The sequence below is a fragment of the Neobacillus drentensis NBRC 102427 genome (assembly GCF_001591445.1).
Taxonomy (GTDB): Bacteria; Bacillota; Bacilli; order Bacillales; family Cytobacillaceae; genus Neobacillus; species Neobacillus drentensis.
In genome coordinates, this window is record NZ_BCUX01000017.1 from 85,411 (window position 1) to 98,903 (window position 13,493).

At 42.4% G+C, this 13,493-nt stretch carries 14 protein-coding genes and 1 riboswitch; of the genes, 2 read left to right on the forward strand and 12 right to left on the reverse strand.

The genetic code is table 11. The annotated features are described in order from the left end of the window. Nucleotides 1-63 precede the first annotated feature (63 nt). Nucleotides 64-264: a cold-shock protein gene (locus tag BDR01S_RS10330; RefSeq protein ID WP_066253749.1), complete on the reverse strand. Its 201-nt coding sequence runs from the start codon at nucleotides 262-264 to the stop codon at nucleotides 64-66. A 390-nt stretch (nucleotides 265-654) separates the two neighbouring features. Here BDR01S_RS10330 and BDR01S_RS10335 point away from each other — a divergent pair, with 390 nt between their 5' ends. After that, on the forward strand, nucleotides 655-1,875 hold the full coding sequence (locus BDR01S_RS10335) for an MFS transporter (protein ID WP_066253747.1): 1,221 nt from the start codon (nucleotides 655-657) through the stop codon (nucleotides 1,873-1,875). 82 nt (nucleotides 1,876-1,957) lie between these two features. Next, a complete protein-coding gene (tgl, locus tag BDR01S_RS10340) occupies nucleotides 1,958-2,707 on the forward strand; it encodes a spore coat transglutaminase TGL (protein ID WP_235846540.1) in 750 nt (249 codons plus the stop codon). Nucleotides 2,708-2,833: 126 nt separating this feature from the next. On the opposite strand, the gene BDR01S_RS10345 is transcribed toward tgl, so the two are convergent. The 11 genes from BDR01S_RS10345 to hutU all read right to left on the reverse strand — a co-directional run bounded on the left by BDR01S_RS10345 (nucleotide 2,834) and on the right by hutU (nucleotide 13,411). Beyond that, nucleotides 2,834-3,829 carry an ABC transporter substrate-binding protein gene (locus BDR01S_RS10345; RefSeq protein WP_066253745.1) on the reverse strand — a complete coding sequence of 332 codons (996 nt, stop codon included), beginning with the start codon at nucleotides 3,827-3,829 and terminating at the stop codon, nucleotides 2,834-2,836. Between the two features lie 189 nt (nucleotides 3,830-4,018). Further along, nucleotides 4,019-4,798, reverse strand: coding sequence for an ABC transporter permease (locus BDR01S_RS10350; protein ID WP_066253744.1), 780 nt, complete (start codon nucleotides 4,796-4,798; stop codon nucleotides 4,019-4,021). Then, nucleotides 4,788-5,522, reverse strand: a complete 735-nt coding sequence (locus tag BDR01S_RS10355; RefSeq protein ID WP_082797386.1) for an ABC transporter ATP-binding protein — start codon at nucleotides 5,520-5,522, stop codon at nucleotides 4,788-4,790. Before BDR01S_RS10355 ends, BDR01S_RS10350 begins: the two co-directional genes overlap by 11 nt. A gap of 7 nt (nucleotides 5,523-5,529) precedes the next feature. Beyond that, nucleotides 5,530-6,201, reverse strand: a complete 672-nt coding sequence (gene tenA, locus BDR01S_RS10360) for a thiaminase II (RefSeq protein WP_066253739.1) — start codon at nucleotides 6,199-6,201, stop codon at nucleotides 5,530-5,532. A gap of 122 nt (nucleotides 6,202-6,323) precedes the next feature. After that, nucleotides 6,324-6,983: a thiamine phosphate synthase gene (gene thiE, locus BDR01S_RS10365; protein ID WP_066253736.1), complete on the reverse strand. Its 660-nt coding sequence runs from the start codon at nucleotides 6,981-6,983 to the stop codon at nucleotides 6,324-6,326. Then, a complete protein-coding gene (gene thiD, locus BDR01S_RS10370; RefSeq protein ID WP_082797382.1) occupies nucleotides 6,980-7,798 on the reverse strand; it encodes a bifunctional hydroxymethylpyrimidine kinase/phosphomethylpyrimidine kinase in 819 nt (272 codons plus the stop codon). Before thiD ends, thiE begins: the two co-directional genes overlap by 4 nt. 15 nt (nucleotides 7,799-7,813) lie before the next feature. Continuing rightward, complete coding sequence (thiM, locus tag BDR01S_RS10375; RefSeq protein ID WP_066253732.1) at nucleotides 7,814-8,629, reverse strand: hydroxyethylthiazole kinase; 816 nt, start codon at nucleotides 8,627-8,629, stop codon at nucleotides 7,814-7,816. Nucleotides 8,630-8,712: 83 nt separating this feature from the next. Beyond that, a riboswitch (TPP riboswitch) is annotated at nucleotides 8,713-8,821 on the reverse strand. A 69-nt stretch (nucleotides 8,822-8,890) separates the two neighbouring features. After that, entirely contained in the window at nucleotides 8,891-9,130 is a 240-nt protein-coding gene (locus BDR01S_RS10380) for a glutaredoxin family protein (protein WP_066253729.1), read from the reverse strand. Nucleotides 9,131-9,450: 320 nt separating this feature from the next. Beyond that, nucleotides 9,451-10,446, reverse strand: a complete 996-nt coding sequence (locus tag BDR01S_RS10385) for an agmatinase family protein (RefSeq protein WP_066253727.1) — start codon at nucleotides 10,444-10,446, stop codon at nucleotides 9,451-9,453. Next, a complete protein-coding gene (hutI, locus tag BDR01S_RS10390; protein WP_066253725.1) occupies nucleotides 10,424-11,716 on the reverse strand; it encodes an imidazolonepropionase in 1,293 nt (430 codons plus the stop codon). Before hutI ends, BDR01S_RS10385 begins: the two co-directional genes overlap by 23 nt. A 21-nt stretch (nucleotides 11,717-11,737) precedes the next feature. Then, nucleotides 11,738-13,411: a urocanate hydratase gene (hutU, locus tag BDR01S_RS10395; RefSeq protein ID WP_066253722.1), complete on the reverse strand. Its 1,674-nt coding sequence runs from the start codon at nucleotides 13,409-13,411 to the stop codon at nucleotides 11,738-11,740. Nucleotides 13,412-13,493 lie beyond the last annotated feature (82 nt).

Sequence of the window (13,493 nt, forward strand, 5' to 3'; positions counted from 1 at the left end):
TATATTGAAATTAAAAAAAGGCTCTACGAGAGAGCCTTTTCCTTCACATTTATGTGGTTTAGATTATGCTTTACGAACGTTAGTAGCTTGTGGTCCACGTTGACCTTGTTCTACTTCAAAAGTCACTGCTTGACCTTCGTCTAAAGATTTGAAACCTTCGCCTTGGATAGCAGAGAAGTGTACGAATACGTCGTCTCCAGCTTCGCGCTCGATGAATCCAAAACCTTTTTCTGCATTAAACCATTTTACTTTACCTTGTTCCATTTGTGTTTCCTCCTGCTGTGTGCTTTGCACACATAAAATTACTATCCTTGCTCAGTTCGATCTTTTAGACAAAAAGCAGTATACCCTTTTTTCATCCTTACCGACTAACAAAAATAATTCTCCCTAACTATAACAGATGGTCCAACATAATGCAAATGTATCTGAGGAATTTATTAATTCTATTGTAAAAATACTGTAGTAATTCCGATGTTTTTCAATTCTTGATTAGCATTACTACTTCAAACTAGTAGGTTTAACATTTACGAATTCAACTTACTTTTTTTCGTCGATCGCATAAAAGTTATTTTAAAAAATTATTATTTTTTAAAAAAATTGCAGTATTCTTGATGTATAATGACTATAGAATTTTTATGAAAATGGTGGGTGGACATGCGCACATACAACGAAAAAGTAAGTATCTATCATGGAATGGTGTCGACCATTGCTGTGAACCTTGCCAGTAACTTTTTTCCTATTTTCGCCATATCTATTCTCGGCGCAAGCAACTATCAAGTGGGGCTAATCAGCTCCCTACCGCCCTTGGTTGCACTTATCATGACCATTCCTGCTGCAATCCTTTTAAATCGCTTAGAGCAGCAAAAGAAGACCGTAGCCATGTCTGTTTTATGGGCTCGAATCTTGTTTGCCCTTTTAGCTGGAGTACTTTTCATAAGCTCAGCTTATCAAGCTTGGGCATTTTTAATCATTGTAGCTTTAATGAATGTTCCGGGAACGATAGCAAATATTGGCTGGCAAACACTGATTAGTGGAATGATTAAAGAAGACCGAAGAGGAGCGTTTTTCAGTGACAGGAACCGCCTGTTAACGATTGTCGGGATGATCACTACGTTGATCATTGGAGTCATCATGAAAAATCAAACCGACAATGCCGTTGCCTACCAGTATTTATTTCTTATCGCTTTTATTTTTGGATTATTAGAAGTCTTTTTCTTAATGAAGCATAAAGAAACAGTCCAACCGAATACAACTAAGCAGCAAAAGAATTCGTCCATGGACTGGTCCATTTTTAAGGATAATGGATACAAGTGGTTTTTAATAACTGCCCTCTGCTTTAACTTCTCATGGCAAATGGCCTGGGGATTATTCAATATTTATAATGTAAAATATGCTCATGCTACGATTCTTTGGATTAGTATTTTCTCAGTAGCCAATCAATTAGTACAAATTTTCACCTTCCCATTATGGAAAAAATGGGCCGATCAAAAATCCACTACCCTAGTACTCGTTTGGGTGGCAGTCGGTATGGCAACCGCACCGTTCTTGACCGTTTTGTCTACTAATCTAGTCTATTTGACATTTGTATCAATGACTTCCGGGTTCTTTGTTTCCGGTACGATGCTGCTATTGTTCAACCTGCTTTTGGAGCAATCACCAAAGGAAAAAAGAACGTATTGTATAACAACATATAATGTTCTATTATCCTTTGTTGCCTTCATCGCACCACAAATCGGGATTTGGCTTCTCGAAATAACCGGCATGCAAAAATCCATGGCCATCATATCCATCCTAAGATTCATCAGCGCCATCGTCTTCTTCTTGATGTACGTTAGATTTATGAGAAATAGAAAGCCAGCCTTGCAAGAAAGTTAATGGTGTCAGGCCCGATATAAATAGTTTGGAATAAAGGAACTTTTAGTGTAAAAGTTTCATACTTTTTTAGAAGGAGTGGTTGTTGAAGGAAGCAGGTGCGAAAATGATTAAAATAAATCAGCAAACGATTCAACTGGACGATCTTAGTGATTATCTAACAACAAAAGAACAGAAAGATATCGTTACGAAAATGGTGAAATCACGAGAAGTTTTTTCTTTTCAGACGTTGAGTCAATTTGAATTTGAGCTGCTGTTCAGAACAAAGACACTTAAGGCTGCACGTGATCTTAATAATAGTAAAGTACAGTTTACTACCTTTACGTATGCGTTTTGCAATAGAAGGTATTGGGATCGTCTAAGCAATGGCGGTTTTCTCCTTAAACCAAATGTTAGAGCCTCGGTCGCCATTCTTGATATCTTAAAAAATGGTTCGCTTTATGCCTTTGACTGTTCCACAGGAATTGCGATTGTCCTATATCTTGCGACCCTTTATTCGATTGGAAGCAGAAGGTTTGATCTCCTTTTTAATCGACTGTTCTTGTATGATTGGCAATTTAATAATCCACTAAGTCTTACTCAGAAGTATGGCGATGACTTCATACCAGGTGATATCGTGCATTTCAATAATCCGGATGTCAACCCGAAAGAATCGTATTGGCGGGCAGAAAATGTGATTTTTATGAGTGATGACCAATACTATGGACATGGAGTAGGCATCAAAAAGGCTAGCACGATTCTTGCCTTCCTTGATAAAAAAAGAAGGCCCAATCCGCGAATCCCTGCTTATCTCATGAACCTTATCACGAGACCCGTTTATCAAGACTTTTTATAAAAGACGAAGACCGCTGCCATTCAAAGAAAGCAGCGGTCTTTCCCATGATGTTCACAAGCAAACCGTCCACCCACAGCGGACAGTTTGCTTGTATTGTCTTTTTGTGGTGCCTGACACCAATATGGTTTAAAAATTTATAAATGCATCTTCAGCTTTGACGGTTTGTTTAATGACTTTTTTGTCTTTTAGCCACTGGGCCGTGTTTTTCCATGTTTCGGGGTCTTGGTAGCCGAATGGTTTTTCTTTTGCGTCCATCAGCGGGAGGAGGATTTCTAAGCTTTTTGTTTCGACATCCTTCTCTAGTGGTGACGTTTTATCTTCATGACTCATTAATATTGAAAGGCCATCTTCGGGATGAGCCTGGACGTATTTTTGACCTTCTGTAATTGCCGCCATGAACTTTTTAAATACTGCTGGCTTTTCCTTTAATCCCTTCTCACTAGCGACCAATACTAATTCATAATAATCAGGGACTCCATAATCCGCAGGATTTAAGATTCTCATCGGGTGCCCTTCTTTTTCGAGCAATAATTTCTCATGGTTAATAAAACCGCCGATTAGGGCATCTGTTTTTTCCGTTGCCATCGCAGGGATTAGATCCCAGCCAACATCAACCATTTTAATCTTCTCAGCATCTCCGCCGTCCGCTTTTACCATGGTTTGAACAATCGCTTCATCCAACGGAATCGATGGATAACCAATCGTTTTTCCTGCTAAATCCTTAGGGGATTGGACCGGACCATCGGCTTGCACCATTAATTGATTTAGCGGATGACGGACAATAGCACCAAATGATTGCACAGGAATATCTTCACTCCGTGCGACGAGTACCTGTGGTTGATAGCTCAAGGCCATATCAATTTGATTCGCTGCGACAAGTTTGAGAGGATCATTTGTATCTGCAGGCATTTGGATATCGACATCTAAGCCTTGTTGTTTAAAGTATCCTTTTTCCTCTGCTACAAACAGAAATGAATGGACCGCATTCGGGTACCAATCCAGCATTAAGCTTACTTTCTGAAGCTTCTCGTTCGAACCACCCTTTTTTTCAACTGCTTCTTTCCCGCAAGCACTTAATAAAAGTAGCAATAGACTGACCATAATCAAAAAGCTCTTTTTCATTTTTACGTTCTTCCTCTCTTAGTTGAAGCGATTTCTATTTATTTTAGCTTTCTTAAACTGCCTGTTAATTTCCGCTCCAGGCGCTTCGCTTTCCGCGGGCGGTCCGGCGAGCCTCCTCGTCGCTGCGCTCCTGCGGGGTCTCCCGCAGGAGTCTTCGCGCCTTCCACTCCAATTAACAGGGTGCCAAAATCAACAAGAAGCCTTAAAATAGTCTTTTTTTAATACCTGTTTTTCCAATAATCCAATCAATAAAAATAACACGATTCCAAGCATGGATAGTAGGAATATCGATGCAAACACGGAGTCCGCCTGTAAGTTACCCGACATTCTTCGACTGAAATATCCTAAGCCTTCACTTGCCCCCAGCCATTCACCAATCGTCGCACCGACGACGCAATAAACAACCGATAATTTCAATCCTGAAAAAATCGCAGGCAACGCCATCGGCAGTTGAATTTTATTAAAAATGTCCCAACGATTGGCGCCCATTGTTAACAGTAATTCACGATATTCAAGACTACCTGTTTTTAGCCCATCATAGGTACTGACAACGATTGGAAAAAATGCAGTTAAAATGGTGACGGCAATTTTGCTCCAAATTGAATACCCGAACCACATGATAAAAATCGGTGAAATGGCAATGAGCGGCACTGTTTGGGAGATGACTAGAAACGGATAAAGAACTTTTTCTAATGAACGAGAAAAATGCATCCCTACACCCATGATTAACCCACCGATTACAGACAGCCCGAACCCAATCAGAACTTCCTTTAAAGTCGCGGGTAAATGTACTTCAAACAACAGTTGTCTATTTTCGAGCAATGCTCCCCAAATAGCTGAAGGAGCAGGCAAAATAAATGATGGAATCATTCCCTGCCTGACTACCCACTCCCATCCACTGACGAGAAGGAGGACAACTAATAAAAACAAACCGTACTGTTCTGCCCATTTTTTCAACCTAGTTTTCATGGTTAATCAGCCACTCCAGTTCTTTTCTCATCGTAATAAACTCAGATTGATAGATTAGCTGCGAACTTCTGGGCCGCGGCAGGGTGACCTTCATTTCTTTAATTCCTTTATTGTGGAGCACAAAAACTCTGTCGCTTAACAAAATAGCCTCCTCCAGGTCATGGGTAATGAACAATACCGTCTTTTGTAATTCTCCCCACAGCCCTAGCAACCATTGATGCATGTTTCGTTTTGTCAGCGAATCAAGTGCGCCAAACGGTTCATCTAATAATAGAAGTTCCTTTCCCGTCATCAGTGTCCTTAAAAAGGCGACGCGTTGCTTCATTCCTCCCGAAAGTTCTTTGGGATAGGTATTTTCATAGTCTGCTAATCCAAAGCGCGCTAACCACTCTTTTATTTCAGGTATTTTCGCTTGCTTACGCTCCTTAGTAACTTCAAGGGGTAATAACACATTTTCTAACACCGTTCGCCATGGTAACAGCAAATCTTTTTGCGGCATATAGCCAACACTTCCTAATCGCTTTCCAGTCCGTTGACCATCAATCAGGATGTCCCCCTGATCTGGTTCAAGTAAGCCGGTTACCAATTTGAAAAGCGTACTTTTCCCCGATCCGCTCGCACCAATAACAGAAACAAATTCTCCGCGCTTAACATCAAAGGTAAGTCCTTGGAAGATTGGCTTTTCCTCCTCAAAAGAATAGGAGAGTTCTTGGATTGATAACATCATCGAGTTAGACAGGCCACTCGCCTCCCTGGTAAACCATATCCCAAAACATATATTCAAACCGAGATGTTGTCAGGAAATGTTCTTCCAAAATGGCTAACTCCCGCTCAGGTTTACCTTCTGTCAATCGATCCAACAAATCGATAAGCCAGGTTGCCAGTGAACCAAACTCATTAGATGAATACATTTTCACCCATTCCCCGTAAAGTAGATGCTCACTAGCACCAGGATAGTTAGTTGCTAGCATCGTGCTAATCTCCCGGTAGCTCCACATACAAGGCAAGAGAGCAGAGACTAATTCCGCAAGCGACCCATTCTGTGCGACATTCAACATGTACCGTGTATAAGCTAAGTTGATCGGCATTGGTTTTGTATCTTCCAGCTGTTGATCTGTAATCCCAAATCTCTCAGCGTACTGTCGGTGAAGGTCCATTTCACCATGTAATGTCTCATCCAGAAGCTTAGCAAAAGCGGCCATCGTCTCAATGTCACTTGCTTTAATGGCCCCTGCCGCAAACAACTTGGAGTAGTCAATTAAAAACACATAGTCCTGTTTCATATAGCGGATAAATGATTCGACGGGCAGCTCCCCTGTTCCTATCCCGACAACAAATGGATGTTGATGGGTTTTCTCCCAAATATCACTTACTTTTTCAAAAAGTCTTTCGGTAAATCTCATATCACTACTGCTCCTTTCTCGTGTTGCACCACTCAAGATTACTTCCTGATTGTTGAATCATTTTCACTCACAATGAACACTTTTTTCCTTTAAAAAAACAGTTAGTAAAGTATGGGTTTTTATCACGATTCAAACAATCCTTTAAGAATGACACTATTTCTTAATGCCCGGGCTGCTTCTAGCGGTGAGTCTGCCTTACTAATCGCTGTTATCACTGAAACCCCATCAGCTCCCGCCTCAATAACGGAAGCTGCATTTTCACTCGTGATACCTCCGATTCCAACAATCGGTGTCTCGCAGCCATCTTTACGTAGTTTTTCAATCAATGTCGTTCCTCCTGAGGGCTTGGCATCCGCCTTTGTTTTGGTCGGAAAAACAGGTCCAATCCCAAAATAATTCGCTCCATCTCGGATTGCTGTTAGGGCTTCTTCTGTAGAATGAACGGAAACCCCAAGGATTTTATCAGCGCCAATTTTCGCCCGAACCGTTTTCACCGTTTCATCCTCTTGACCGATATGAACACCATCTGCATCAATCGCCATTGCCAACTCGATGTCATCATTAACCATGAATGGAATCTGATGTTCTCGACAAATGGTCTGAAGCTTTTGAGCCAGTGCAATTTTTTCAGTTCCAGTTAATGCCCCTTCCCCTTTTTCACGGAATTGAAAAAGGGTAATTCCACCAGAGATCGCCTCATTTAACACATCTGCTGGGTTTTTCACACAGTTGGTGCTTCCCATAATAAAATAAACACGTAATGCCTCACGTAAATCGATCATGATCTTGTCAGCTCCCCCGCGATGTTTCTTTTTCGATATGCCCAATGGTTGGTTGGCCCATGTCCCTGACCAATCTCTAGTTGATCCTCAATTGCCGCCTGAATAAAATCCTTCGCTTTCAAAACGGCTTCATAAACAGCCGCCCCTTTGGCCAGCTCAGCTGTGATCACAGCGGAAAAAGTACAGCCGGTTCCGTGTGTGTTCTTTGTTTCGATTCGCTGACTTGTAAAGGTGAAAAATTCCTTTCCATCAAATAACACATCTGTGGACTCAGACTCGTTTTCATCGTGACCGCCTTTGATTACGACATTTTTTACTCCATAATCATGGAGCCTTTTAGCAGCATCCTGTTTATCTTGGATGCTTTGAATCACCATGCCCGTTAGCACCTCCGCCTCAGGAATGTTTGGTGTGATTACTTTGGAACGTGGTAATAAGTATTTCTTCAGAGCCGAAATGGCTTCCAATTGCAGCAAAGACGCGCCGCCTTTGGCAATCATAACTGGATCAACCACTAAGTTCTCCCAACCATAAAACTTCAGTTGAGCAGCAACAGCCTCGATAATTTCCGCATTGAACAGCATCCCTGTTTTTACTGCATCTGCACCAATATCCTCGCCAATCGCTTCAATCTGCTTTATAACTGCCTCTGCAGACATTGGATAGACCGCATGAACCCCTAGTGTATTTTGGGCCGTTACAGCCGTCAACGCTGACATCCCGAATACCTCTAATTCCTGAAACGTCTTTAAGTCGGCTTGAATTCCGGCACCGCCGCCGCTATCTGAACCTGCGATTGTTAATGCTTTTTTCATTAAAATTACCCCCTCTTATCGATTCACTTTTGTAAATGAAGCATGTGAAATTATATCTTCCGAAGAAACTAAAGATAATTGGTTTAAAAATTCAATTTGGAAACTTCCCGGTCCCATTTCAGCTGTCAGTACCGCCGCTTTTTCAGCAGCAATCTCATAGAACGTTAATGCAGACACCGTAGCTTGAATTAGATCCTTTTCTACCCCTGCAAATGCCCCAATCACTGAGGTTAATAGACACCCCATTCCCGTCACCTTTGTCATAATCGGATGTCCATTGCAAACAAGATAGGTTGTTTCACCGTCCGAGACGACATCCTCTTTACCAGTAATGACGACAACACAATTCCATGCTTGGGCCGCTTTGATCGCGAGGGTAACAGTATCCCCGTTTGCTGTCGTACCTGCATCGACGCCCTTAATTTCCCATTTCTCCCCGATAACATTAGCTATCTCCGCTGCGTTACCCCGAATCACAGAGACTTTTACTTCGCTCATTATTCTTTGCGCGGTTTCGGTTCGGTAGGACGTGGCGCCGGCACCAACCGGATCAAATATGACTGGTACAGCAGATTCATTGGCCGCTTTACCGGCAATGATCATCGATTCTACTGTTTGTGGGTTTAAAGTACCAATATTCAAAACTAGTGAACTCGCAATCTTAGCCATGTCAGCAACTTCTTCGGCAGCATACGCCATAACAGGTGAGGCACCTAAGGCGAGAAGCCCATTTGCAGTGAAATTTGTGACAACCACATTGGTGATATTATGTACAAGCGGGTTAACCTTTCTTACTTTTTCCAACGTTTCAAATAAGCTGTTTTTTTCCATTCCAAACTCCCCTTTTCTTTTTTAAAAAATAAAAAAACCAGATCCATAAACGGACCTGGTTAGTTAGTCAGAGAAAAAACAAAACATTCACTTGGCTACTTTCCTACGCTGGTATTACCCAGATCAGGTCCGAAGGGTTAAAAACTAATCGTTTTCTCTCAGCCTGATTACAGGGCACCCCTAGTAGATCTTGTATTTAATTAATTACATGATATTCCTATGATACTAGAATGTAAAGGAAAAGGATTAATGAACTTCCCCTTAACTTTTTGCTATTTCTATTAGATCCTTTAGTTCATTGGTAAATCCTTTAACAGCTCGATTATCAACGACTGTCACGGGAACACCGAGAAAACCGAATTTTCCCACTTCCTCCTGATATTCAGGGTTCGCCAATACGTCCCTGGATTCAAAAGCAATTCCTTCCTCAGTTAGGACTTTTTTGACCATCGTGCACTCGATACAGTCTTTGGTTGTATAAACAATTACTTGTTTGCTCATTGTTCATTTTCCCCTTTTATACAATTTCAGAAGTTTACATTCACCGTTTAACTTAAGTATAACCCAAAAGAATTGCCTTTTCATTTGAGACGCTTTGGTTAATAAAACAGGTTTCATTTTATTTGGGAAATAATCAGCGTTTTTTCTTTAAAAAAAGTATCGATAATTGTCTAATCATGCGCTTTCCCGAGGAATAATTCACGTTTATTTCCGTAAAATTAAGTACTAGAGATTCGCTGATTAAAGTTAATAATTTACTGATAGACGAGAAAAATCCGCCGATAGGGTGTAATTTTACACTAATATCAATCACTATAAAACTATCGAACCATGACCCCCGTCAGGAAGGTTAGGAATACGTGTGTGCCAAGTTTAACAGTGGGTTGGGCGAATGTATCCTTTTGTGGATCCAGACAGACGATGTCCATCGCTTTTATTTTTGGATGTTTGGCAGCAGCCAGTACCCCTTCGAGCAGTTCTGCCGTAGTCATGCCCCCCGGTGTTGAGGCCGGTACCCCTGGAGCATAGGCAATATCAAGCACATCCATATCGACTGTTAAATAAATGGTATCTACCTTTGCAGCAAGCTCTTCTAAACAAGCCACCACCGTTTCTTTGATCCCTGTTTTTCGTGTTTCACGAAGTGTAAAATAATTGACGCCTTGTTCATCCGCATACTTCTTCAAGTCTTTTGTGTTAAAAAATCCATGCAGGCCGATATTGTACATATTACTTCCCTCAACTATTCCGCTCTCAATTAAGTTACGCATTGGAGTCCCGTTGGAGGGGCCGTTATCAGTCATGTCTCGTAAATCAAAATGGGTATCAAACTGTAGAATTCCAATTTTCTCATCGGGCCTCGCTTGATGAAGTCCCTTTACCATCATCGCTGTAATCGAATGATCGCCGCCAATTGCACATACTTTGGAAGTTTCAAAATGCTGATGGAGTGCAGTAGACGCTGCGATGATATTGTCATGGCAGCGCCTGATATCGGTAACATGCATCGGTACATCACCAACATCCAAGGCTGTCATTTCCGACAAATCGATTTCTTCGTCAAGATTATACGTTGTGAACCCTTTCCAAGCACGGCGGAATGCATCAGGAAATTCAGAAGCACCCGAAGCGCTAATCGATGAGCGAGACAGTGGAACACCAACAACTACAAAGTCGGCGTCCTTACTTTTCTCAGGATCAGAAGAAGCCGAAAGCGGCTGAATCCACTCGTGCACCTTTGCAACCTCGGCCCCTTCATCTGGTCTTACCCATGTAAAACTCGGCGGATTCAGTTTAGGATAGAGAAAGCTCTTCAACTAACTGACCTCCCCTGACAACCACTTGACCATTTTTCACTACCGTATCCGTATGATTCACACCATAGGAATATTGCAGTTTCATATAATTCCCAACGTTAAAAATCGTGACATCACCTTTTTTACCGACTTCTAAGCTGCCAATTTCACGCCCGCGATTAATCGCATGGGCAGCATTAATTGTCGTTGCAGTAATTACTTCTGCAGGTGTCATTCCCATTTTTAAACAGCCAAGATTCATAATAAATGGCAGTGAAACCGTAGGTGATGAGCCTGGATTACAATCGGTTGAAAGTGCCACAGGTACACCCAAATCTACCATTTTGCGACCATTCGCAGACTCTGCCATTAAAAAGTATGCCGTTCCAGGCAGCAACACACCGACAACTCCTTTATCAGCCATTGCTTTCATGCCTTTTTCTGATGCTTTTAAGAGATGGTCCGCCGAAATGGCCCCAACTTCTGCCGCTAATTCTGCCCCTTCATAGGGCTCAATTTCATCCGCATGTATCTTCGGAATCAAGCCATAGCGCAGGCCTGCTTCAAGAATCTGTTTCGATTGCTCTGGTGTAAACACACCATGTTCACAGAAGACATCATTGAATTCAGCCAGGCCGAGCTCTGCCACCTTTGGAATCATTTCATCAATCAGCAATCTTACAAACTCATCTGGATTTTGTTTGTATTCCTTCGGAACGGCATGAGCTCCCATGAAGGTTGAAACCACATCCATCACATGCTTGTCGTTTAGCTGTTTGGACACTTCTAGCTGCTTTAATTCGGTTTTCCATTCCATCCCGTAGCCGCTCTTCGCTTCAACCGTTGTGACGCCGTGGCGGAGAAATTGATTCAAACGCTCATAGCCTTCTTGAAAAAGCTCTTCATGTGTTGCCGACTGCGTCCTTCTAGTCGTTGCATAAATCCCGCCGCCGCTATTCATGATTTCCATATAGGTGGCACCTTGAAGTCGCATATTAAACTCATTTTCTCTGCTGCCGGCAAATACAAGATGGGTGTGCGGGTCAATTAGCCCTGGAGTTACCAGCTTTCCAGTTGCATCCACTACATCCGCTTCACCCAATCGCTTCGCATATTTTTCCGCCAGCTCCACATCTGTACCAACAGCCTGAATCACTCCGTCTTCAATCCAAATACTGCCATTCTCAATAATGCCAAGCTCAGACATCTCGCCCTTTAAACGGGGAGCATCGGAACTCCCCTGTAATGTCACAAGCTGAGAGGCATTTCTGATAAAAATTGGTGAACTCATTAATCTATCATCCTCTCATTCTTAGTCTTGCTGAAGCATTGGCATTTTGATGCCCTTTTCTTTAGCAGTTTTAATCGCAAGCTCATAGCCTGCATCGGCATGACGGACAACACCCATGCCGGGGTCAGTTGTTAATACCCGTTCTAAACGTACTTCCGCATCCTTTGAACCGTCCGCTACAATTACCATGCCCGAATGCTGCGAATAACCCATACCGACGCCGCCGCCGTGATGTAATGAAACCCAGCTCGCTCCGCCAACCGCATTAATCATCGCATTTAAGATCGGCCAGTCGGAAACTGCATCGCTTCCGTCTCTCATTGCTTCTGTTTCACGATTTGGCGATGCTACTGAACCGGCATCTAAGTGATCGCGGCCAATAACGATTGGTGCCGATACTTCTCCGGACGCAACCATATCATTGATCACTTTACCAAAACGGGCACGATTGCCATAGCCAAGCCAGCAAATCCGGGCAGGAAGGCCTTGGAAGCTGATTTTTTCTTGAGCCATTTTTACCCATTTGCAGAGATGTTCGTCATCTTTGAATTCGCGAAGCAAGGCTTCATCAATTTTACGAATATCTTCAGGATCTCCTGAAAGTGCTGCCCAGCGGAAAGGACCTTTTCCTTCGCAGAATAATGGACGGATATAGGCGGGAACAAAACCTGGGAAATCAAATGCATTTTCCACACCTTGATCCTTCGCTATTTGACGAATGTTGTTACCATAGTCGAACGTTACCGCACCTTTTTGTTGCATTGTAAGCATTGCCTTTACATGCACAGCCATGCCTTGTTTTGAAAGTTCTACATACTTAGTAGGATTTTCTTTTCGTAAGGCAGCCGCTTGTTCTAATGTAAAACCAAGTGGAACATAGCCATTTAGCGGGTCGTGTGCAGAAGTTTGATCCGTTAAAACATCCGGATTAAAGCCTTTTTCAATCATAATTGGTAAAATTTCTGCTGCATTACCTAATAACCCAATCGATAATGCTTTACCTGCGATCTTCGCTTCATGTGCCATTTTTAATGCTATCTCAAGATCATTTGTTTTCACATCAAGGTAAGCGGTTTCAATCCGGCGGTCAATTCTTGTTTCATCCACATCGATTGCGATACATACCCCATCGTTCATTGTTACCGATAACGGCTGTGCACCACCCATGCCTCCGAGTCCTGCTGTTAGAGTGATCGTGTGTTTTAATGTTCCTCCGAATTCCTGACGAGCAAGCTCGGCAAACGTTTCATACGTTCCTTGGACAATTCCTTGGCTGCCGATATAAATCCAACTGCCTGCGGTCATTTGCCCGTACATCATCAAGCCCTTTTTATCTAACTCATGGAAATGTTCCCAATTCGCCCAAGCAGGAACCAGGTTGGAGTTGGCAAGCAACACGCGCGGTGCATCCTTATGAGATTTCCAAACAGCCACTGGCTTACCAGATTGAATCATTAACGTTTCGTCATTCTCCAATTCAAGGAGCGTTTTCACGATCGCATCATAGGACTCCCAGTTACGAGCAGCCTTACCAATTCCACCGTAAACGACTAAATCCTCTGGTCTTTCAGCCACCTCTTGATCCAGATTATTCATCAGCATACGCAGTGCCGCCTCCTGAATCCAGCCCTTTGCATGTAATTCCGTCCCTTTATAGTTTTTAATGACTCTTGGTTTCGCAGTGTTCGTCTCCATCGATTCCACTCCCTTTTCTTTACTAATCTACTATTATTATAAAAATAAAATCTTCTGAAAAACACAAAGGGAACCTTAGAAA